Source organism: Echinicola sp. 20G, from assembly GCF_015533855.1.
GTDB lineage: Bacteria > Bacteroidota > Bacteroidia > Cytophagales > Cyclobacteriaceae > Echinicola.
The window spans coordinates 5,044,756-5,067,714 of record NZ_AP024154.1; the positions used below are offsets into that span (position 1 = coordinate 5,044,756).

Annotated in this window: 15 protein-coding genes; 11 read left to right on the forward strand and 4 right to left on the reverse strand. The window is 39.3% G+C overall.

Features of this window, described 5'->3' with window-relative positions:
• Window positions 1-31: 31 nt before the first annotated feature.
• Window positions 32-2,746, forward strand: coding sequence for a response regulator (locus JL001_RS20360; protein ID WP_200979452.1), 2,715 nt, complete (start codon window positions 32-34; stop codon window positions 2,744-2,746).
• 57 nt (window positions 2,747-2,803) lie between these two features.
• Here the strand turns inward: JL001_RS20360 and hslV are convergent, their stop codons facing one another.
• The gene (gene hslV, locus JL001_RS20365; RefSeq protein ID WP_200979453.1) at window positions 2,804-3,343 is read right to left on the reverse strand and encodes an ATP-dependent protease subunit HslV; all 540 of its coding nucleotides are present in this window, start codon (window positions 3,341-3,343) and stop codon (window positions 2,804-2,806) included.
• A gap of 125 nt (window positions 3,344-3,468) precedes the next feature.
• Window positions 3,469-5,121 carry a pyruvate dehydrogenase complex dihydrolipoamide acetyltransferase gene (locus tag JL001_RS20370; RefSeq protein WP_200979454.1) on the reverse strand — a complete coding sequence of 551 codons (1,653 nt, stop codon included), beginning with the start codon at window positions 5,119-5,121 and terminating at the stop codon, window positions 3,469-3,471.
• 122 nt (window positions 5,122-5,243) lie between these two features.
• Between JL001_RS20370 and JL001_RS20375 the strand changes: the two genes are divergently transcribed.
• From JL001_RS20375 to JL001_RS20420, 10 genes are all read left to right on the forward strand, one after another.
• Window positions 5,244-6,203, forward strand: coding sequence for a YheT family hydrolase (locus JL001_RS20375; RefSeq protein WP_200980577.1), 960 nt, complete (start codon window positions 5,244-5,246; stop codon window positions 6,201-6,203).
• A gap of 26 nt (window positions 6,204-6,229) precedes the next feature.
• Window positions 6,230-6,928, forward strand: coding sequence for an SOS response-associated peptidase (locus tag JL001_RS20380; RefSeq protein ID WP_200979455.1), 699 nt, complete (start codon window positions 6,230-6,232; stop codon window positions 6,926-6,928).
• A 116-nt stretch (window positions 6,929-7,044) separates the two neighbouring features.
• On the forward strand, window positions 7,045-8,043 hold the full coding sequence (locus tag JL001_RS20385; RefSeq protein ID WP_200979456.1) for a 3-oxoacyl-ACP synthase III family protein: 999 nt from the start codon (window positions 7,045-7,047) through the stop codon (window positions 8,041-8,043).
• A 3-nt stretch (window positions 8,044-8,046) separates the two neighbouring features.
• The gene (locus JL001_RS20390; protein WP_200979457.1) at window positions 8,047-8,619 is read left to right on the forward strand and encodes a hypothetical protein; all 573 of its coding nucleotides are present in this window, start codon (window positions 8,047-8,049) and stop codon (window positions 8,617-8,619) included.
• Between the two features lie 90 nt (window positions 8,620-8,709).
• Window positions 8,710-10,278, forward strand: coding sequence for a toxin-antitoxin system YwqK family antitoxin (locus JL001_RS20395; protein WP_200979459.1), 1,569 nt, complete (start codon window positions 8,710-8,712; stop codon window positions 10,276-10,278).
• Window positions 10,279-10,618: 340 nt separating this feature from the next.
• Window positions 10,619-11,857: an ROK family transcriptional regulator gene (locus tag JL001_RS20400; protein ID WP_200979460.1), complete on the forward strand. Its 1,239-nt coding sequence runs from the start codon at window positions 10,619-10,621 to the stop codon at window positions 11,855-11,857.
• A 73-nt stretch (window positions 11,858-11,930) separates the two neighbouring features.
• Window positions 11,931-14,258, forward strand: coding sequence for a PIG-L family deacetylase (locus JL001_RS20405; protein ID WP_200979462.1), 2,328 nt, complete (start codon window positions 11,931-11,933; stop codon window positions 14,256-14,258).
• Between the two features lie 87 nt (window positions 14,259-14,345).
• Entirely contained in the window at window positions 14,346-15,221 is an 876-nt protein-coding gene (locus JL001_RS20410) for an ROK family protein (RefSeq protein WP_200979464.1), read from the forward strand.
• Between the two features lie 132 nt (window positions 15,222-15,353).
• The gene (locus JL001_RS20415; RefSeq protein WP_200979466.1) at window positions 15,354-18,686 is read left to right on the forward strand and encodes a VCBS repeat-containing protein; all 3,333 of its coding nucleotides are present in this window, start codon (window positions 15,354-15,356) and stop codon (window positions 18,684-18,686) included.
• Window positions 18,683-20,041: a vanadium-dependent haloperoxidase gene (locus tag JL001_RS20420; protein ID WP_200979468.1), complete on the forward strand. Its 1,359-nt coding sequence runs from the start codon at window positions 18,683-18,685 to the stop codon at window positions 20,039-20,041. Before JL001_RS20415 ends, JL001_RS20420 begins: the two co-directional genes overlap by 4 nt.
• Window positions 20,042-20,085: 44 nt before the next feature.
• Here JL001_RS20420 and JL001_RS20425 read toward each other — a convergent pair whose 3' ends face one another.
• Together JL001_RS20425 and JL001_RS20430 are read right to left on the reverse strand one after the other, a co-directional pair.
• Entirely contained in the window at window positions 20,086-20,598 is a 513-nt protein-coding gene (locus JL001_RS20425) for a phosphoheptose isomerase (protein ID WP_200979470.1), read from the reverse strand.
• Between the two features lie 50 nt (window positions 20,599-20,648).
• Window positions 20,649-22,958 (reverse strand): GH92 family glycosyl hydrolase, encoded by a 2,310-nt coding sequence (locus JL001_RS20430; RefSeq protein ID WP_200979472.1) that lies wholly within the window; start codon window positions 22,956-22,958, stop codon window positions 20,649-20,651.
• Window position 22,959 lies beyond the last annotated feature (1 nt).

Genomic DNA, 22,959 nt, shown 5'->3' on the forward strand with positions numbered 1-22,959 from the left:
CACTTGGATCATAAATCTGAAGATAGCTTTAATGAAAAACCTGATTTTTATATTTGCATTCATTATTTGCTTACAAAATAGTTTTGGCAGCTCTTTGCAGGTGAGTTCTCCGCAAGCCTCCCTTTCTGTGGAAGGCAAAATTGATAGCCTAAACAATTGGGCAGAAATCAATATTGAAAAAAACATTCAAGATGCACTTTTTAATTCCCTAGAGGCATTAGAGCTCGCCAAAAAAGAGAACTATACCCTTGGTGAGGCTGAAAGCATGATCAATTTGGGATGGATCTATTACAGGATGAATGACTACACCAAAGCGATTGATTATGCCTTCAAAGGTCATCAAAGTATTATCCCTCTCAACAACCCAAGGTTAACGGTCAGGTCTTTTTTTAATATTGGAGCCATTTATACTGAAGCTACAGGACAAATGGATGTAGCTTTGGAATACTTCCGAAAAGCATATGAAAAAAGCCTCCCATTAAATGATAGAATACTAACAGGAAGAGCTCTCAATAATATTGCATTCCTTCTTTGTCAAATCGGAAGTTACGATGAAGCTGAAAAGTTAATAACTCCTTTTTTATCTAAACAACGAAATGACTTTTTAGAGTCTTTTGCTCTAAGGACTTTAGGAGATATCCAAGCTGCCAAAGGAGACACCACGTCAGCCCTTGCGACTTACCATAATTCATATGATATCCTGAGTCAAGAAAAATATTACAGCACATTGGTAAGTTGTATCATCAGAATTTCCAATATATATATGGAACAGGGTGATTTTTTCAAAGCCAAATTATACCTGGATAAGGGCAATAAAATAAGCGTATCCAATAATTATAAAGAGCATTTGATTGAAATCAATAGGATGTATTCGTCATATTATGAACATCTTAGAAACTGGAAGCTAGCCCTGAATTATCAAAAGAAATATGCTGCGCTCCAAGACAGTCTTCACAATCAGGTCAGTTCCCAAAATATGGGCAGACTAGAGGCAAAGTTTGATTTTGATCAGAGACTAGATGCTATCAATACTGAAATGGCACTGAATGAGAAGTTGATTAATGAAAAACTTGAGCAACAAATTTTCCGTCGAAACATTTTCTTGGCCGGATTTATATTGATGATCATTCTGGTGACCATCATTTTATTTAGCACCTACAGAATCAGAAAGGCAAAACAACAGGCAGAATCTGCCAATCAAGCAAAATCTGATTTCATTTCAAGCATGAGCCATGAGATCAGAACCCCTCTCAATGGCGTGATAGGTTTTTCGGACTTGCTTACCTCAACCCCACTGGATAACAGCCAAAAACAGTATATCACCTTAATCAATCAATCTGCTAAATCATTAATGGAAATTGTTAATGACATTTTAGATTTCTCTAAAATTGAAGCAGGGAAATTAGAGATCGAAACTACTACAACCAATATCTATGAAATGGGTATTGAGACCATCAATTTAGTAGCTTTTCAAGCGCATAAAAAGAACCTTGAACTAATATTAGATATTGATGAAAGTATTCCCCACTTGGTACTGGCTGACCAAATTAGAATCAAGCAAATCTTGATCAACCTGCTAAGCAATGCTGTCAAGTTTACCACCAACGGTGAAATAGAACTAAAAATACTTCGATTAGATTCAGAAGCTGAAGGCAACGCCAACATCAGGTTTTCTGTAAGGGATACAGGCACTGGAATTAATCGTAAAAATCAGCGAAAAATATTCCAAGCATTCACACAAGAAGACTCATCAACAGCCCGTAAATTCGGAGGAACAGGTCTTGGACTTGCCATCTCAAAAAAGCTACTAGAAATGATGGATAGTGAAATCCACCTACAAAGTGAGATTGATAAGGGCAGTAATTTTTGGTTTGATCTTGATTTAACCGTTTTAAAGGAAAAGAATGAAAACGGAGATAGTATTATCGCCAATGACCTTGATGTTCTCATCATTGAGGACAATCAAAGCCATGCAAATGTAATCCAGAAATTACTCCACAACATGGAGGCCAATTATGAACACGCGGTTAGCGAAAGTGAAGCTTTAGAACTGTTGAAAGGTGGACAAAAATTTGGATTAATTTTGGTTAGTCAAAGGCTCTATAATATTGACGGGGCTAACCTCATCAAAAAACTGAAGGAGCAACATGACCTCATACCAGCATCAACTAAAACAGTCTTAATGCACAATGCGTTTGTTCAGGATTTAAAGATCCCTTCTTATTTAGATGCTTACCTCATTAAACCAGTGAAACGTCCGGATCTAGCTCTTATTATCAATAAATTGATGAATAATTCCTCTGGTGAGGAAACTGCCCAACATAACAACCAAAACACTAACCTGGAAGAACTTAAGCAAATCAGTCCTACTATAATGGTGGCCGAGGACAATCAGGTAAACATGATCCTTACCAAAAAGCTATTGACTTCTCTCATACCAAAAGTAAATATCTTGGAAGCCAAAAACGGAAAACAAGCTATCAAGATCTTTAAGGAAAACGACATAGACTTGATTTTTATGGATATTCAAATGCCAGGTTTGAATGGATACGAAGCCACGGAAGCGATCAGGGAATATGAAAACACAGATAGGCATACTCCCATTATTGCTTTGACTGCGGGGATTCTCAACAACGAAAGGCAGAAGTGTTTGGACTCTGGATTAGATGATTATACTCCAAAACCAATGGACAAAATTGCCATTGCCAACATTTTAATTCATTGGCTTACCCAAAAAGTCAGCTAAAAAAGGCACTTGATCTCAACCAGGTGCCCTTTAGAATACTTGTCCAAAAATCTGTATTTACTTCACTTTTTCTATCACCAAATTATGATTGGTATAAATACAAATGTCAGCTGCAATATTCAAGCTCTCTTTGACCATTTCTTCAGCTGACAATTGAGGGGCAAACTTCTTTAATGCTCGTGCTGCAGACTGCGCATACATGCTCCCGGACCCAATAGTAGCAATGGCTTCATCTGGCTCGATCACATCTCCCGTACCGGAAATGATTAGCACATCTTCTGCATCTGCCACAATCATCATAGCTTCCAACTTGCTCAGCATTCTGTCTGTCCGCCACTCCTTGGCAAGTTCAACAGCAGCTCTTTTCATATTATTTCCAAAAGCCCCCAATTTTTCTTCAAACTTTTCTAAAAGTGTAAAAGCATCAGCGGTGGATCCCGCAAAACCGGTGACGATTTTTCCTCCTTGGAGTACTCGAATTTTCTTGACACTGCTCTTAGCAACAGTATTGCCTAAGGTAGCCTGTCCATCTGCACCAATGACTACTTCTCCATTATGTTTTATCGCCACAACCGTGGTTGATCTCAATTTCTCCATAGTATTTAAAATGTTTGATATGCTAATTGGCAAAAACTATACTAAAAGAAAAAGTCCTGTCAGGAAAACACCAAACAGGACTTTTTGACATATTATTTAGCTGTAAATTATTTACAGCAGTTTTCTTAGATAAGAATTCTAACTGGATCCTCCAATAGACCTTTTAGGGTTTTAAGGAAGGCTGATCCTACTGCACCATCCACCACTCTGTGATCACATGACAAAGTTACCTTCATTACGTTTCCAACCTGCATTTGTCCGTTTTTCACCACCACGGTTTCCTTAATACCTCCTACAGCAAGGATACAAGCATCTGGTGGATTTACGATAGCAGTAAACTCTTCGATACCGAACATACCAAGGTTGGAGATAGTGAAGGTATTTCCTTCCCAATCTTTAGGCTGTAATTCTTTGTTTTTGGCTTTTCCACCTAGGCTTTTGGCTTCTTGGGAAATTTGAGAAAGTGTCTTGCCGTCTGCAAATCTGATTACAGGTACCAATAGACCTTCCTCAACCGCTACAGCCATTCCAATGTGGACATGGTCATTGTACCTGATCTTATCGCCCAACCAGCTTGAATTCACCTTAGGATGCTGACGAAGTGCCGCGGCAGTGGCTTTGATGACCATATCGTTGAATGAAATCTTCACTGGTGCGATTTCATTCATGCTCTTACGTGCTTCAATGGCTTTGTCCATGTTAATTTCCATGGTCAAGTAGAAATGCGGAGCAGAGAACTTACTCTCCGCCAATCTCTTGGCAATGGTTTTTCTCATTTGAGAAACTTTCTCCTCGCGGTAAGACTCCTGACCAAATGCTGGAGCACTTGCCGCAGGTGCAGCAGCCTGAGCAGTTTGAACAGATGCAGGATCAAAGCTTTCCACATCCCTTTTGATGATTCTTCCACCCTCACCAGAACCTGGCACCAATGAAATATCAACACCTTTTTCTTCAGCCATTTTCTTTGCCAAAGGAGATGCTTTTACTCTTCCATTTTCAGAAGATGTATTGCTTGTAGCAGCAGCCTTGGGAGCTTCTTTCTTCGCTTCAGACTTGGTTTCTGCCTTTGGCGCTTCTTTCTTTTCCTCCTTGGCAGCTGGCTTTTCTTGAGCAGGTGCAGATTGTTGCTGGTGTGCTTTCAATAGTTTTTCAAAATCAGCATCTTTCTCACCAATAACGGCAATGACACCATCAATTTCCACACTATCTCCTTCTTCTACACCAATATGCAATAAAACACCATCTTCATAAGACTCTAGCTCCATAGTAGCCTTATCGGTTTCCACCTCAGCCAAAATATCACCAGACTTTACTTCATCACCTACCTTTTTCAACCAGGAAGCAATGGTTCCTTCCTGCATGGTATCACTCATTTTAGGCATGGTGATCAAAGTAGCATTTACATCAGATGTATCTATTTCTTCTGCTGGAGCACTGGAGGTGCTTTCAGCTTTATCTTCTTTTGGTTCTTCCTTACTTGATTCAGTAGCTGGTGCTCCTCCTCCATCAACATCGTTCAAAAGGTCGTCAATATTTTCGCCTTTCTCCCCGATGATTGCGATCACTCCATTTACAGGAACCGCATCTTTTTCTTCCACACCAATGTGCAACAATACCCCCTCATCATAAGACTCTAGCTCCATAGTAGCTTTGTCGGTTTCTACTTCCGCGAGTATATCTCCGGCTTTTACTTCGTCTCCAACTTTCTTCAACCAAGCTGCGATCACCCCTTCTTCCATGGTGTCGCTCATTTTGGGCATTCTTATTACTTCGGCCATAAGTTTTTATATCCTATTCAATTTTACGCAAGTCAAAAATAGTTCTTAAAATATCTTTATTCAAATTTAATAATGGTAATTTCATGTCAAGAAATCATGAAAACGTTTCGATTGTTTCAAAAATGCCTTTGATCAAAAACACCTCATACGCGGGACCTCCCATATTATTTAATGGCCATTTACAAACTATTGTTCCAGGACTTTTCAGAAAACCTCTATCCTTACCCTTTGAGAGAGAAAGGATTAAGACAGAAGACAATGATTTTCTGGACCTCGATTGGCTAAAAGGAGGCCGGAAAAAAATTGTAATTATCAGCCATGGACTGGAGGGTGACAGTAGACGTCCTTACATGTGCGGAATGGCTCAATATTTTTTTCAAAAAGGATATGATATCCTAACTTGGAATTTCAGGGGCTGTAGTGGGGAACTAAACAAGCAACCATTTTTCTATCATTCCGGTGCAACTTATGACTTAAATGAAGTCATTAAATATGTGGAAAATGATTATGATGAAATTTATTTAATAGGCTTCAGCCTCGGGGGTAACCTTACCTTAAAATACTTAGGCGAGCAATTTGAAACAAATGCCAAAATCAAAAAGGCAGTAGCTATTTCTGTTCCTTTGCACCTGAAAAGCAGCTGTATAAAGATTTCTACTGGTGAGAACATCATTTATTCAAGGCGTTTTTTGAAAACACTTAAGGAAAAAGTCAAAAAGAAAGCGGCACTTTTCCCTAACATTATCCAAACTGAAGGACTTGACAAAATAAAAACACTAAAAGAGTTTGATAATCAATACACTGGCCCCATGCATGGCTTCAGAGATGCAAATCATTATTATGACAAATGTTCGTCTTTGTTCTTTTTGGAAGGTATTCAAACCCCTACTTTAATACTCAATGCCAAAAATGATCCTTTCCTGAGTCCTGAATGCTTCCCTTCTGCCTTGGGTGAATCCCTAAGAAACATCTATATGGAGTTTCCGGATATCGGAGGACATGTAGGATTTAGCCCTCGACGAAGGAATGAAATCTATTGGTCAGAAAAAAGAGCATTTGAATTTATCGAATCCGATGATTAATTTACATGAACTTATTCACTAAGCTCATGTGCGAAAGATACTCTTTAGGAAAAACGAAACAGGAACTGGAATCAAGGTTTGAAGCCGAAATGCTGGAAGATTTTCAGACCAGGTACAATATTGCCCCTACTCAGTTGGTCCCCATCATCACCTTAAACAGCCCTAAGGGCTTTTCCCATTTCTATTGGGGTGTCACACCTGAGTTTTCCAAGAACAAACCTGTCGCCCTTAAGTTTATCAATACCAAAGCAGAAACTGTCCATTTAAAAGCCTCTTCAAAGAATGCTTTTAAGAGGAGAAGGTGCATTATACCGGCAGATGGCTATTTTGGGTGGAAAAAAGTGGGGAAAAAAACTAAAATCCCTCATCGGTTTACCCTACCAGACTCCGAAATTTTCAGCTTTGCCGGTATCTGGGAAGAGTATGAAAACGACAAAGGGGATATTAACCATACTTTTCAGATCATCACTGCAGAAGCAAATGAAATGAACAAGGATGTCAGTGATCGCATGCCTGTCATCTTCAGAAGGGAGCAAGAAAAAATATGGTTGGACAAATTCAGCCAAGAAGAGCAGTTGACCGCTTTGCTCCAACCTTTCCCAACTGAGGAAATGATCTCTTACCCTGTATCCCCTATGGTCAACCAAATCAGCGTAGACGCTGAATTCCTTATTAAAAGAACAGGGCCAATGGATCAATTTGGCAATTATACTCTGTTTGGATAAAAGGGGATAAAAAGCCTAATCCGTGTAATTTAAATAAAGATGGTGCATATTTGCTGTAGCAAGCTTTTTGCTTGATACAAGACCAATCAGTACCTGAATATTTGAATAAATACCCCATGAAAAAATCCAGAATAACCGGAGTGGGACATTACGTTCCGGAAAACATTGTCACTAACGAGGACCTGATCCAAATGATGGACACGAGTGACCAATGGATCGTAGAGCGAACAGGAATCAAAGAAAGGAGATGGTTTACTCCTGGCGTTGACACCGTTGCCAACATGTCTGCCAAGGCCTCTAAAATGGCCGTTGAACGTGCTGGAATAGCGATGAAAGAAATTGACTTTATTATCTTCGCCACCAGTACACCAGACTATTTTGCCCCAGGAAATGGTGTGCTTTTACAGCGGGAATTAGGATTACAAGGTATAGGAGCACTAGACATAAGAAATGCTTGCTCTGGTTTTATATATGGCCTATCCATTGCGGACCAGTTTATAAAAACCGGTATGTACAAAAACATATTGCTGATTGGTGCTGAAATCCAATCTTCAGCACTGGACAAAAGCACTGCTGGCAGGTCAAATGCTGTCATTTTTGCCGATGGTGCTGGCGCTGCAGTCATTTCAGCAACTGAAAGTGAAAGTTCTGGGATTTTATCTACCCATCTTCATGCTGATGGTGATTTTGCAGAAGAGCTTTACCTGAAAGACCCTGGCAGTAGTCGTGAAGTAAGACTCTCCAGTGAAATCATTGATGAACCGAGTTTTAGAATGCAAATGAACGGCAATGTAGTTTTCAAGCATGCTGTAGTCAGGTTTCAAGAAGTAATCCAGGAAGCGCTTTCTGCCAACGATAAAACCAAAGATGATATTGACCTCTTGGTACCACATCAGGCCAACTTAAGAATCAGTCAATATATTCAACAAAAATTTGAGTTGCCTGAAGAAAAAGTATTCAACAATATCATGCATTATGGCAACACCACCGCTGCTACAATCCCTCTCGCCCTAAGTGAAGCTTGGGAACAAGGAAAAATCAAAGAAGGTGACTTAGTGTGTTTAGCAGCATTCGGAAGCGGCTTTGCATGGGGCTCCGCACTTTTGAATTGGTAATTTATGAATGAAGGAAATATCAATTTGAAAATACTTAATGATGAATCGATTTTTCTGGAAATCCACCAATTGAAAAATCAGTTTGTTAACTTATTTTCCCAATTGGCCAATCAAATTACAGAAAGTGAGCTAACTGCTTTTGATAAGCACCAAATAGGCACTAAAATAAGTAAGGGCAATGAGCTAGAGCATTGCCCTTATCAGGTTTTGGACCTTGTTAGAAACTTTCACAAGGAAGAAGGTTTTAATATCCGGTTTTTAAACTGGTGGGGGCATGGACTTTATGTTCTGGTATATTTCGGAGCTAAAAACATTCCTAGCTCAAGGGTTTATGATAACTATATTCAAGGAAATTATCAAATTTGTCAAACAGGCTCCCCTTGGGATTATAAAGGTATCGTAAAGTCTAAAAGACTAACTAATGACCTCGATTACAAGGCCCTTCCTTCCCATTTGAGCAAAATGAAACACTTACAGTTCATTAAAAAAATAGATTATAAACCCGACCTGAAACAACTCAGTGCTGTCTTACTCAAAGAATGGAATAGCTTAAAGAACTTCCATTTCATTGAGTGATTTTTTAATAATAAGTCCTAATTTAGAAACAAGAAGAAGACGGAAACGTTAACATCTCGTATATCATTTAAAAGAAATCATATATACCCCATGAAGTACCTTTTTCTATTATTTTGCTTTGTCACAAGCACCACTTTTGCATCTGCCCAAGGCAAAACTGTCAAAATATATAATGCTGACTCTACTATCATGGGAACTGGTGTTGTGGTTCAAGGTAAAATGAACGGGTTATGGAGGCTCACCAATCCCAAAACTGATAAATTACTGGAGGAGGGTTATCTTAACGATAGCAAAAAAGACGGTAAATGGATCACTTATCACAGCAACGGCCAAGCCCACATCGTTGCTGATTACAAAGAAAACAAACTTACTGGTTCCTTAAATGAATATGGAACTGATGGAACACTATTAGTTGAAGCTGTTTACAAAGATAGTGTAGCTGTCGGTGACTATAAAGAATATTATCCAGGACACCCTTCCAGGAGAGTCCTTAAAAGAGAAGGGCAGTTCAAGGACGGAAAAGTAGATGGAGAATGGCTTTCCTATTATGAAAACGGGCAATTGGCAATCAAAAGCTCATATAACTTGGGTAATTTGGATGGTGCTTATTTAGAGTACTCTTTTGAAGGACAACTCCTAGTGGAAGTAAATTATGTAGATGGACAGCCGGATGGAAACTTTGTCAGATACTCCTATTCGAACAGAGTAGAACAAACGGGCGAATACAAAAAAGGAAAAAAAACTGGAAAATGGATCTCTTATTTTCCTGATACCAAAATCATCGCCTCCGAAAAGGAATATGACGAAAATGGTAGTAAATCAGGAACATGGAAGTACTACTACGAAAATCGCAGAGTGGCCCGTATTGAGAGGTATGAAAATGATATTCCAGTAGGCACATGGGAAGAGTTTTACCCCGACAAAACTCTATCTAAAAGAAAAACCTATGAATTGGGCGTACCTGTGGGAGACTATATAGAAAACCATGCTGATGGCACCGTGTCGGTTGAAGGACAGTACTTGAATGGCACCAAAGCTGGACTTTGGAAAAGTTACTATACGGACGGTCAACTTTACTCCATCGGAGAGTATAAAAACGGTGTGAAATCGGGCCTTTGGAAATACTTCAATAAGATTGGAATCTTGATCGCAGAAGGAGAATATGAATTGGGGTCAGAACATGGCCAATGGTTCTATTACTATGATGGAGGACAGTTAAAATCAGTCGGTAGTTACTTCTATGGTTTTGAAGACGGAACTTGGGGACTTTTTTATGACAACAAAAAGCTTACTCAGGAAGAGCATTGGAGCAATGGCCGATTAATGAACGTAAGTGATTACCACTCTTTCGATGGTGTTGACACACTGGATAAAGGCACATTAAAAGATGGAGAAGGATCAAGAATCACTTATTATGTAAATGGAAAAAAAGAATCTGAGGGCAATTACCACTTCGGAAAGGCCCACGGCCAATGGGTATATTACCATGACAATGGAAAAATTGCTTCCAAAGGGCAAATGGATGAAGGCGAAAAAGAAGGAAGGTGGAGTTATTACTCCAGATCTGGGAAGTTAAGTGAGATCATTACTTTTAAGGATGATGAAATCGTTCCGGACAAAATGCCAGAGCCAATACTACCATTTCAAACTTTTGACTGAACTGACACTAATAGCACCAAAATAATTTGGTGCTATTTTCTTTATACAAGCTATTTATTTAACAACAATAAGAAAAACCAACAAAACAACTTTTCAGTGCTATTCAGTACTTTTTTTTAAAAAATTACCGTTTCAACATCCATTTTAAGCTTCTTTTTCTTTAAATCTTTAAAATTACTCCCGCATCGAGGTTATTTATTTGTATTTAATATATACAAGCCAGGTTCAACCAATAATATTTTGCTTTAAATGGATAAATCTTTTTTAATTTTTTTATAAAAGTGTTTTTTAATTTAAGGTATATTTTGTTTATTTGAATACCCTAATAAATCAAACGAAAATGAATTTAATAGATCCGAAAAAAAGCCTTGACGAAAAAGAAGGTGTTGTTGAGATCAAAAACTATCTCAACAAAATTAAAATCATCAAAAACCTCTACACAAACGGTAGCAATACAGCCAGTGAAATTTGTAATGAGGTAGGTATCAGTTTGCCAACTGTTAACTCACTTTTGACAGACCTTATCAAAGGGGGGAAACTGATCAAACAAGGCAGGGCCGAATCTCAAGGCGGAAGAAAGCCGGATTTGTACAGGCTTGCACAGGATTCTTTTTATGTACTGTCACTGGATGTCAGCAAATTCATGATAAGAGCTGCAATCTACGATAGTTCCAATAAGGCTGTTACCGAAACGGGAACATTTAAGATTACTTTAAATAACGACAAAGCAACTTTTGACAAAATTTGCGACTTCATGGAAACTTTCATGAAGAAATCAGGTATTGCTGATGACAAGATCATTGCTATTGGTATCTCTATGCCGGGCTTAGTTGATTCTGTAAATGGAGTCAATCATACCTACTTGAAGTTTGGCAAGAAAACCTTGGTGGAAAATTTTGAAGCCAGATTCAAGAAGAAAGTATTTATAGAAAACGATGCCCGTGCCATGACTTTGGCAGAGTTCAAATTCAGCCAAGGACAAAAATTCAATAATGTCTTGGGCATTTTTGTTGGCTGGGGAATTGGTCTGGGAATCATCATTGACGGTAAGCTTTACCGTGGTGGCGCTGGCTTCGCTGGAGAATTTAGCCACTCTCCTATCTTTGAATCCAGGGAAATCTCTTGTACATGTGGCAAAAAAGGCTGTTTGGAAGCAGTGGCCTCAGGAACAGCAATGGTAAGGATGGCCGAGGAAGCAATAGAAAAAGATAGCGATTCTATCTTGAGCAGATTAGCCAAAGAAAGAGGAGAAGGCATTGAACCTTCCTTGATCGTAGATGCTGCTCTCGCAGGAGACCAAAGAGCGATCACCATCCTTTCTGATGTTGGACTTGATCTGGGTAGAGGGATTTCCATATTGATCCAGCTATTGAACCCGGATTTAATCATCGTGGGTGGCTCAGTAGCAGAGGCACAGCAATATTTGATCACTCCTATCCAGCAGGCCCTGAACATATTCAGCATGGCCAAGTCAAGGGAAAAGTCAGAACTTGCCCTGTACAAATTGGGTAAGGAAGTTGGGCTTCTTGGTGGAGTAGCTGTGGTAATTGAAAATATATTTGAAGACATTATAAACTGACCTGAGAACATCTCCAATCAAAACATGCTCAAAGGTCATTTTAAAAAGCATTAACATAAAAACAATTCTAAATATGCTTAGTAACTATCCTTTATCGGAAGTAGAAGAATGTTTCTTAAAAGAATCAGGTGTTAAAGAAATCAACACTTTGATTCCTTACCTAACTGTGGACAATTTCCCTAAGTTAGGACTAATGACAGCATGTAGATTCTTGGAGTGGGCATCCAATAACCCTGACGGTGTTATCAGCTTGCCAACAGGCAAAACCCCGGAATTTTTCATCAAATGGACCCAATTCTTACTTGAAAATTGGGATAGTAAAAAAGGCAAAGCTATCCGTGACCAGTACGGTTTGACCAATACCAAAAAGCCTGTACTTAACGGATTACATTTTGTGCAGATTGATGAATTTTACCCCATCAAATCTTCGCAGAAAAACAGCTTTTATCATTATGTAAATAAATTTTACATTGATGGCTTCGGATTGGATCCAGAAAAAGCATTATTGATCAACTCTGATGAAATTCCTCTTGCTGAGGGCAAACATTTCACAGAAATATTCCCTGATTATAAAGTAGATCTTTCATTAAGATTCAGAGAAGCCACCAATAAGCTTGAAAAGCTACAACAAGAGTCAATCTTCCTTATTGATAAATGGTGCGGTGAGTATGAAGCAAAAATCCGCGAAAAAGGCGGGATCGGGTTCTTCTTGGGAGGTATAGGACCTGACGGCCATATTGCTTTCAACACTAGAGGATCTGATATTTTCTCTACTACAAGACTTACTGAAACCAACTTTGAGACCCAAGCTGTGGCAGCTGGTGACTTGGGAGGTATTGAAGTTTCCGCCAACAGGCTGGTAATCACCATCGGTTTGGACACCATCGTGTACAACCCAGAAGCAGTAGGTATTATTATCGCTGCTGGTGAAGCAAAAGCACAGATCGTAAAAGATTCATTGGAAACTCCATTGGATAACGTATTCCCAGGAACTGTTCTTCAGAAATTAAAAAACGGCCGTTTCTACTTGACCAAAGGAGCAGCTTCAAAATTGACCGATACAGTCAATTCTTATTACAAGACTGGTGAATGGACACAAGAAAAAACTGAAAGATCGGTATTGGAGCTTTGTAAAAAGTTAGGGAAATATGCCAGCAGACTTAAGCTGGATGATCTTAAAGCCGATCCATATACCTCTTTGATCCCGGGGCTTTCTGAGAATACTGTAAATTCAGTAATCGAAAGTACCATCGCAAAGCTAAACAATGGCATTGCCAAAGAAAAGGATGAGGTACTCTTGCACACAGGTCCTCACCATGATGATATTTCATTAGGTATTTTGCCTCACATTACCAATCAGCTAAGTGAAAACTCAAACGAGGCCCACTTCTCTGTATTGACTTCAGGCTTTACCGCCGTAACCAACACCTTTGTAATTGACACTCTTCTTCACACGAAGAAACTAATGGATGATAATGAAATCCAAATGGTTAATTACGAAGATTTCTTTGAAGCAGGTTATAAGCTAAAAACTGATAAAGACGTTTATCACTACCTCACAAACGTAGCTTCGGAAGATCCTGAGCAACAACAAAGAGGACTGTGCCACAGAGTGGTTAGGGCAATTGTTGAGGTATTTGATGTTCCTAACAAAGAAAAACTGAGAGAAACCATCAATGATGTACTAAGCATCTTGAAAAACTCTTATGACGGCGAGAAAAACCCACCAAAAATCCAGAAACTCAAAGGTATGATCCGTGAGTTTGAAGAGGAATTGGTTTGGGCTCACTTTGGTGTAAAAGTGAAAAACGTACACCACTTGAGACTAGGGTTCTATACCGGTGACATCTTTACAGAACAACCTGAAAAGCAACGTGATGTAGAACCTATCGTAGATTTATTCAGAAAAGTCAACCCTACCAAAATCAGCTTAACACTTGATCCAGAAGGTAGTGGCCCTGACACTCACTATAAAGTACTTCAAGCTACTGCCGCTGCTGTGAAAGAGTGGAGCAAAGAAAAAGACCTCAGCGAGTTACGCATCATTGGTTACAGAAACGTTTGGTTCAAATTTGATGCAGCAGAGTCCAATGTGATTGTTCCTGTTTCATTAGGTGACCTTTCTGTTATGGAAGACTCATTCACCAATTGCTACTTAAGCCAGGTAAATGCTTCCTTCCCTAGTTACGCTCATAATGGTAAATTCAGTACCATTGCCAAGCGAACTTGGGTGAACCAATTGAACGACGTACAGTTATTATTAGGTAAAGATTATTTCTACCAACACGATATGGCCAAAGTAAGAGCCAGCCATGGATTAATTTTCTTCAAAGACATGAATGTTGAGGAGTTTATCGCTCACGCGAGAGAACTAGAGAAGTCCATCGAAGGAATGATCTAATTCGTGCTGTAATCTTACGCCTGGTAGTTTTTAGAAATCCGAAGGCGCTTTGCTTTCGGATTTCTTTGACTTTATAAACAAATATTTATGAAAAAAAATCGGCTTATTCTGGGACTGGATATTGGGGGAACCTCAATTAATGCCGGTATAATGAAAGATGGAGAATTAGTAGATAGAAAAGAAATACCTACACCTTCCCACGCTCCACAAGAAGTTATTTTATCTACAATTGCCGAGTTTATAAGCTCCTATTTTTCCTACGATATTGATGGGATTGGCATAGGCATACCCGGTTTGGTAGACTCCAATAAAGGAATTGTATATAATCTTGAAAACATTCCTGCTTTTACCAAAGTAGCTCTTAAGGATTATTTGGAAGAAAAATTAAATAAACCTGTTTTTATTAATAATGACGCCAATTGCTTTGCTTTGGGCGAGTTTAAATACGGTGGATCATCAAAGCATAATCATGTAGTAGGAATCACCTTGGGGACTGGCATTGGGACAGGCATTATCACCAATGGTGATCTTTATCCTGGTTACATTTGTGGAGCAGGTGAATGGGGAGGAGTGCCCTATTGCGATAGTAATTTTGAAAACTATTGCAGCAGTAAATTCTTTAGAATATTACACCACACGACAGCAAAAAAACTATCCCATAAAGCAGCTGAAGGAGATCAGGAAGCATTGGCCCTTTTTGAAGAATATGGTAAACATATCGGAAATTTGATCAAGTATATTTTATTTACATATGCACCTGAGGCTATTGTAATTGGAGGATCCATCAGAAAGGCATTTCCATATTTTTCCAAAAGTATGCTTGAAACCGTCAAAACTTTCCCTTATTCTGCTATAAGTGATAATCTTTCTATATATACCTCTGTACTGGAAGATTCTGCGATAATGGGCGCTGCAGCATTAGTAGAAGAACAAAGAACACCAGTAGAAAATTTGGCAAAATAATTCTCCCCTGATGAATTCATCAGGGGAATTCCCTTTACATTTTTTACATTTCCCTTCCTTTGCTATTCAAAAATTATCCTTCTATATTAAGTATTGATTACCCATACCAATTAATCAATACCTAATATAAAAATGCTTGCAAATATATTTTATAGTAGAGTAACCCAAAAAGTCTTCCTCGTTACTTCCGCCCTTTTGATACCTTTTTTGGTATCCTCCGACTTTAAACAGGAGTCTGATGCAATCTCTTTTGAAAAAATCAAACCCATAAGTTCAGGAATAACTTTTAAAAACAAATTATCAGAAGACGAAAAACATAACATTTTAACGTACGAATACTTTTATAATGGGGGTGGAGTAGCTATCGGCGATATCAATAATGATGGATTAGATGATATTTTCTTCACAGGTAATATGACCGAAAACCGTCTTTATCTTAATGAAGGGAATTTCAAATTCAAAGATATTAGTAAAAAAGCGGGAGTGCTTGGCAAAAACAGTTGGACCACAGGGGTATCCATGGTAGATGTCAATGGAGATGAACTACTGGATATCTATGTTTGCTTCTCAGGAGATGGAGATGATGATAGCCGCAAAAATGAACTATACATCAATAATGGAGACTTAACCTTTTCAGAAAAAGCTCATGAATATGGATTGGCAGATCCATCTAATAGTACCCAATCACTTTTTTTTGACTTTGATAAGGATGGTGACCTCGACATGTATTTGCTCAACCACCATGTTGAGGTGATCCATGAATTGGAATTTGACGAGGTAAAAAGTGTAAGGCACCCCAGAGCGGGTGATAAACTATTCAGAAATGACAATGGACATTTTGTCGATATTAGCGACGAGGCCGGAATAATTGGCAACGCCCTTGGCTTTGGCTTGGGTATTGTCGCTTCTGACATCAATGAAGATGGTTGGCTGGACCTCTATGTTTCAAATGACTACATCGAACAAGACTACCTCTATATTAATAATCAAGATGGCACTTTTACGGAAAAGCTAGCGGAACAACTGCAACATATCAGTCATTTTTCAATGGGTCTGGATATTGCCGACATCAATAATGACGGCATGAAGGATATCTTTACTTTAGACATGCTTCCAGAAGACAACAAACGCCAAAAGCTTCTATATGGACCAGAGAACTATGAACAATATGCCTTGATGGTCATGCAGGGATTTTACCATCAAAACATGAGAAACATGCTGCACATCAACAATGGGAACAGTACCTTCAGTGAAATCGGTCAATTAGCCGGAATTTCAAATACAGACTGGAGCTGGTCTTCATTATTTTTGGACATTGACAATGATGGATTCAAAGATCTCTTTATCACCAATGGCTATTACAGAGACTACACAAATAGAGATTTCTTAAAATATAAAGGTGATTATTACTTCCAAAAGGCCATCAATCACGAACAAGCAGATACCTTAGCATTGGTTACTTCCATGACCTCTACCCCTATCCCCAATTACGCCTATAAAAATAATGGAGACCTTACTTTCACCAATGCCTCCAAAATCTGGGGGCTGGATGAGCCTGGTTTTTCCAATGGGGCTGCTTATGCAGATTTGGACAATGACGGCTATCTAGATTTGGTAGTTAGCAATATCAATGAATATGCTTCCATTTATAGAAACAAACCCAAATCACCAGAGAACAACCACTTCTTGGAAGTTGCCCTTAAAGGCGAAGGCAAGAATACCCAAGGAATAGGAAGTCAAGTAAGCATTTATGCAGACAATAAAGTGCAGACTTTAGAACAAATGCCAACCAGGGGTTTTCAGTCTTCTGTAAGCTTTAAATTGCATTTTGGGCTAGGCCCCATAAGTCAAATAGATTCTGTAAAAATCAAATGGCCTTCTGGCAAAACAGAAACAGTTAAGCAAGTCAAAGCCGACCAACTGATTAGTCTTGAAGAAAAAAATGCAAGAAGCACATCGGAAGAAAGTGGACAAAAGTTTTTTGATAGCTATTACTCGGAAGTCACCTCTCCCATTCCCTACAAACACAAAGAGTCTGGGTTTAATGATTTCAAAAGACAACCCCTATTGATTGAAATGCCCAGTTATATTGGCCCGGTGATGGCAACAACTACAGTCAGTGAAAACACACAGTTGCTTTTTATTGGTGGTACTAGGGGCAACCCTGGTCAAATGTACATGACTAATGATGAGGGTCAACTGGTGGGAACAAGAGCCATTGTATTGGAAGAAGAGTTTACAGATGCAGATGCGCTTTTTCTTGATGCCAATGGTGATGGCAACCCGGATTTATATGTAGCAAGTGGCGGTTTTCATAATTATACTTCCCAAGATGAGGCCTTGCAAGACCGGCTTTATATAAATGATGGTTCAGGTAAGTTCATTCGAGATAATGAAGCTTTACCTAAAATGCTTACCAGCAGCTCGGTGGTCAGGAAAACAGACATCAACAAAGATGGTTTCCCGGATTTATTCGTAGGAGGAAGAATTGTCCCTGGCTACTATCCCCAAGCACCAGAAAGCTATCTTTTGTTAAACGATGGAAAGGGTACTTTTAGCAATGTAAGTTCAAGTCTCCTTCCTGAGTTAGGTGACCTGGGAATGGTTACGGATGCTGAGTGGCTGGACTTGAATAAGGATGGATTTGAAGACCTGGTAATAGTGGGAGAATGCCTTCCTGTACAAGTATATATCAATCAGTCAGGAAAGAGTTTTTCCAATGAAACCACAACCTACTTACCTGATTCGCCTCATGGTTTGTGGAGCAGTCTGGCCAAAGGTGATTTTGACAAAGATGGAGACATGGACTTGATCGCCGGAAATTATGGCTTAAACTCTCAACTCCAAGCCAGTAAAGATCAACCAATGACATTGTATTATGGTGATTTTGATGACAATGGATCGGTGGACCCTATCATGGTTAGGTACGTACAAGGGGAAGCTTATCCCTTTGCAAGCAGGGACGAACTTTTGGATCAAATGTACGGGATGCGTAGCAAGTTCACCAATTACGAAAGCTACTCCCAAGCAAAAATAGAAGACGTTCTCAGTAAAAACCAACTTCAGTCTGCCAATAAACTTCAAGCGGATGAACTGAAAACCCTCTATTTTGAAAATACTGGAAACAGCATCAAAATCCACAACCTACCTATTGAAGCACAATTTGCACCTGTATACAGCATACAGGTAATGGACTATGATGAAGATGGAGAATTGGACTTTATTTTGGGTGGAAACCAAAACTATACCCGCTTAAGGATTGGAGTGATGGATGCCAACTTTGGCCAAGTATTCCTTGGAAATGGAAAAGGAGAGTTTTCCTATCTTCCACAAAAAAAATCAGGACTGGCCATAAAAGGAGACATCAAATCCATCCAACCTATGCAACTGGCCAATCATAAATATCTCTTCTTTGGTATCAATAATCAAGGTGTAGTAGCTTATCAAAAAATTAATTATCCATGAAGTACCATTACCATTTTGACGGAAAGCATTGCACCTTTCTGAATTTGAGTATCCTTATCTTTTTCCTTTCTTGCCCTCTTGCATATGGACAAAGTAATGAACAAAAGGTCAATCTCTATGTAGATAATTTGTTTGAAATCACAAAAATCATGGTTTCTGACGTTACTCCTCCGACTGGAGCTTCTCGGTTTTATGCTTACAGCAACTTAGGTGCCTATGCTGTTTTAAATAAACCACAACGAATAAAAGGATCCCTCATATCTGCATTAAACCAAAACCTGACCATTAAATATCCTGACACAGGTAAAATCGACAGTACTTTTACTGCTATTTACAGTATGTTAGGAGTTGGTAAAGGAATTATGCCATCAGGAAAGCAACTTTCCTCCGCCCAAGAAACCCTTATCAAAAAGTATAGAAGCAATAATTGGATCAGTAAAAAAGTCTTGCAAAACAGCATAACATTTGCCGACAGTGTATCCAAACAAGTATTGGCCTTTGGCAAATCTGACGGTTATGGAAAACTGAGTGCTTTACCTCGCTATGCTCCTGCCAATGAACCAGGAACTTGGTACCCTACCCCACCAGCTTACCTAGGAGCAATTGATCCAGAGTGGAGAACAATCCGAACGTTTTACATCAAGGACTTAAAACAGTTCAAACCCTTAAGCCCTGTTCCATTTTCCATGGACAGTACAAGTTCTTTCTACAAATTGACCAAAGAGGTCTATGACACCACCAAAGTCTTGAACACAGAAAAAAGACTGATTGCCAACTTTTGGGACTGTAACCCTTTTATGGTTTCGTATTCCGGCCACATGGCCATTGGACTAAAGAAAATCAGTCCTGGCGGCCACTGGATCAACATCACCGGGATCGCTTGTAAAAAGTCCGGAATCTCCTTTGATGAGGTGGTGGAAGTACATACTTTGGTGGCTACCGGACTTCACGATGCCTTTATCAGCTGTTGGGAGGAAAAATATGATAGTGACAGGATTAGGCCTGAAACTGTGATCAACCGATATGTAGATCAAAAATGGCGGCCTATTTTACAGACTCCACCATTTCCTGAATATACCAGCGGACACAGTGTAATTTCAAGAACCAGCGCCGTCTTGTTGACCAGCTATTTTGGAGATCATTTCAGCTATACCGATACTTCTGAAGAGTACTTTGGCTTGCCTCCAAGAAAATTCACTTCATTCTTACAAGCTTCAGAAGAGGCTGCTATCTCCAGACTTTATGGAGGCATTCATTATAGGGATGCCATTGAAGAAGGTATCAAGCAAGGAGAAAAAATTGCCAATTACATAATAAAACAAATCAATAGTTCGAAATCCCTATCTGCTAAATAAAAAAATCCCTTCCAGATTGAATTTGGAAGGGATTTTTTTTGAATTTATTTCCTTTGGAAATCATCCTGGACACGGACGATATCATCTTCATTGGAAGGGTTTTCGGGATCTGTGTGCATCCAAATTTCAGCAACCACTCCCCAATTGTCCATTCCTACTAGACGATGTCTTTCTCCTTTGGCAAGCTCCACTACTTCACCAAGTACTAACGGATCCAAATCACCTTCTTCGTCGGTAGGGCTAGTAATGATGCCACCTTCTCCACCTACTAATTTCCAAATCTCGGCTCTTCGGTGGTGATATTGCCATGAAAGTCTTTTTTCAGGGCCAACTATCAAAATCTTAGGACTTAACTTTTGCTGAAGTTGAGCTTCGGAAAACTCAACACTTGCAAAAAACTGAGATCTGAATTTGCTAATTTGGCTTTCATCAATCACAAAAAAACCTCCCCAAGGTCTTTCTCGATCCTCTGCGGCTACTTTGTAATCATTAAAGTCCAACCAGTCCTTGATCTGCTTAAAAATTTCTTCCTTAGAAGCACTTTTCTCTATCTTCATGTCTTTCTTAGGTTAATAGATTGTCACTTAAAATTATAAATAGAAATAGATTAATCCTTGGAAAAAATCTTTTTATTCGGTTTTGATCTCATATAAAAACTCAATGTCCCTCCCGCCATAATATCTTGGTGTTGAATAAAAGGTTTTTCCAACACTTTTCCATTTAACAATACCTTATCCACATAAACGTTTTTATCTGATTGATTATTGACTTCAACGGTGAAAGTATTTCCATTCTCTAAATTAATAGTAGCCTCCTCTACTAAAGGACTACCTAAAGCATAATCGACTGATCCCGGTGCTACTGGGTAAAAACCCAAAGCACTGAAAATATACCAAGCACTCATTTGACCAAAATCATCATTGCCCCCGAGGCCATCTTCACCATTTTGATACATGGTACGCAAGATCATTCTGATCTTATCCTGTGATTTCCATGCTTGTTTGGTCCAATTGTAAAGATAAACTACATGATGGGACGGCTCATTGCCATGCACATAATTTCCAATGATTCCCTCTCGGGAAATATCTTCCGTATTGGCAAAATACTTATCGGGAAGATCCATGGTAAACAAGGAGTCTAAATGCTCAGTAAACTGTTGCTGCCCACCCATCATATCAATCATCGTTTTAGGAGCATGGGGAACATAAAGGCTATAGTTCCAGGCATTCCCCTCGATAAACCCTTGGCCATGCGTATCCAATGGATCAAATCCCTTTTTCCAACTACCATCTTGTAGTTTTGGACGCATAAACCCAGACTTCATATCAAATACATTTTTGTAATTTTCCGCTCTTTGGCTAAACTTCTCTGCAATTTCCTCTTCTCCCATTTTCTTAGCCATCTGCGCAATGGCCCAATCATCATAAGCATACTCTAGCGTCTTGGATACTGAAGCACCACTAAGGTCTTCCGGCACATAACCTTTTTCCATATAAGCCCCTATTCCATCAAAATAAGTAGTTTCTGCAGTTTGAACAGCTGCATCCAAAGCATGCTTTAGATCAAAATCATCATTGCCTTTGACCACTGCGTCCGCAATCACCGAAGCACTATGGTAGCCGATCATGCACCAGTTCTCATTGGCATAATGTGACCAAATGGGCAGCATGGGATGTACACTTTGATCAAAATGTGCCAACATGGATTGAATCATATCTCTATTTCTGGCAGGTTGGAGCACATTGAAAAGTGGGTGAAGTGCGCGATAGGTATCCCATAAAGAAAAACTCGTATAATTCACAAAGTTATCCGCTTGATGCACATTCATATCCAACCCACGATAAGCTCCATCCACATCCATATACTGTGTAGGCCCTAAAAAAGCATGGTACATCGCTGTGTAAAAGTTAACCTTATCCGCCTCATTGATGGTTTCTACCTTTACTTTGCTCAGTTCTTTATTCCAAAGATCAACTCCCTGCTGATGGATTTCATCAAAGTCCCAGCCTGGAGTTTCTTCCTGCATATTCTTGATCGCTCCTGCAGTGCTAACTGGTGACAAGGCCAATTTCACCACCAATGACTCCCCATCCTTTAGATCAAAATCAAAGTAAGCTCTAATTTGCCTACCAGCAACTTCTGGAAAGTTTTTAGCTTCATTGAAACGTCCCCAAAAACCTCTGTATGCCTGCTTTTGATCATGTTTTTTATTTCCATACTCTTTTATCGGCCTGTCAAAAGCCAAGGCAAAAAACACTTTTCTAGTTCTTGCCCAGCCTGTTGTTTCCCGGTAACCCGTTACCAAAGTATCATTTTCTACCCTAAGAAAAGTCCAGACATTTTTCTCTTCATAGTTGTAGATACCAGACATTAGGTCCAAAATTATATGAGCATCTTTACCTTCGGAATAGGTATACCGATGAACCCCTACACGACTGGTTGCTGTCAACTCGGCATTGATGCCATGATCTTCAAGCTCCACTTGATAATAGGCTGGAGAAGCGTTTTCCTTTTCATGGGAAAACCTTGAACGATAACCAGTCTCTGGAGCAGAAGCTGTCCCCGGATTAAGTTGCAGTGGACCATTGGTAGGCATTATCAAAAAGTCTCCCAAATCGGAATGTCCTGTACCACTAAAATGCGTATGGCTGAACCCAACAATGGTAGGGTCGTCATATTGGTAACCTGCACAATAGCGATAAACTTCTCCATTGTACCTACCATTCACTTCATAGGAAATAGTATCCGTGTCAGGGCTTAGCTGAACACTTCCAAAAGGCACAGTAGCCCCGGGGTAAGTATGCCCCATCTTGGCCGTACCAATCATGGGATCAACATATTTTGTCAAGTCCAGTTCTTGGGCAAATCCTGGTAAAACCATTATCCCCATCAAACAGGTCGAGAGAACTTTTTTCATA

What these genes read in the sequence shown, in the direction of transcription:
- JL001_RS20420 (WP_200979468.1), top strand. Translation starts at nt 18,683, where the DNA reads ATGAAGTACCATTACCATTTTGACGGAAAGCATTGCACCTTTCTGAAT.
- hslV (WP_200979453.1), bottom strand. Translation starts at nt 3,343, where the DNA reads ATGGAGAAATTGAGATCAACCACGGTTGTGGCGATAAAACATAATGGA.
- JL001_RS20385 (WP_200979456.1), top strand. Translation starts at nt 7,045, where the DNA reads ATGAAAAAATCCAGAATAACCGGAGTGGGACATTACGTTCCGGAAAAC.
- JL001_RS20430 (WP_200979472.1), bottom strand. Translation starts at nt 22,958, where the DNA reads ATGAAAAAAGTTCTCTCGACCTGTTTGATGGGGATAATGGTTTTACCA.
- JL001_RS20390 (WP_200979457.1), top strand. Translation starts at nt 8,047, where the DNA reads ATGAATGAAGGAAATATCAATTTGAAAATACTTAATGATGAATCGATT.
- JL001_RS20375 (WP_200980577.1), top strand. Translation starts at nt 5,244, where the DNA reads ATGCCTTTGATCAAAAACACCTCATACGCGGGACCTCCCATATTATTT.
- JL001_RS20410 (WP_200979464.1), top strand. Translation starts at nt 14,346, where the DNA reads ATGAAAAAAAATCGGCTTATTCTGGGACTGGATATTGGGGGAACCTCA.
- JL001_RS20400 (WP_200979460.1), top strand. Translation starts at nt 10,619, where the DNA reads ATGAATTTAATAGATCCGAAAAAAAGCCTTGACGAAAAAGAAGGTGTT.
- JL001_RS20425 (WP_200979470.1), bottom strand. Translation starts at nt 20,598, where the DNA reads ATGAAGATAGAGAAAAGTGCTTCTAAGGAAGAAATTTTTAAGCAGATC.
- JL001_RS20405 (WP_200979462.1), top strand. Translation starts at nt 11,931, where the DNA reads ATGCTTAGTAACTATCCTTTATCGGAAGTAGAAGAATGTTTCTTAAAA.
- JL001_RS20360 (WP_200979452.1), top strand. Translation starts at nt 32, where the DNA reads ATGAAAAACCTGATTTTTATATTTGCATTCATTATTTGCTTACAAAAT.
- JL001_RS20395 (WP_200979459.1), top strand. Translation starts at nt 8,710, where the DNA reads ATGAAGTACCTTTTTCTATTATTTTGCTTTGTCACAAGCACCACTTTT.
- JL001_RS20380 (WP_200979455.1), top strand. Translation starts at nt 6,230, where the DNA reads ATGTGCGAAAGATACTCTTTAGGAAAAACGAAACAGGAACTGGAATCA.
- JL001_RS20370 (WP_200979454.1), bottom strand. Translation starts at nt 5,121, where the DNA reads ATGGCCGAAGTAATAAGAATGCCCAAAATGAGCGACACCATGGAAGAA.
- JL001_RS20415 (WP_200979466.1), top strand. Translation starts at nt 15,354, where the DNA reads ATGCTTGCAAATATATTTTATAGTAGAGTAACCCAAAAAGTCTTCCTC.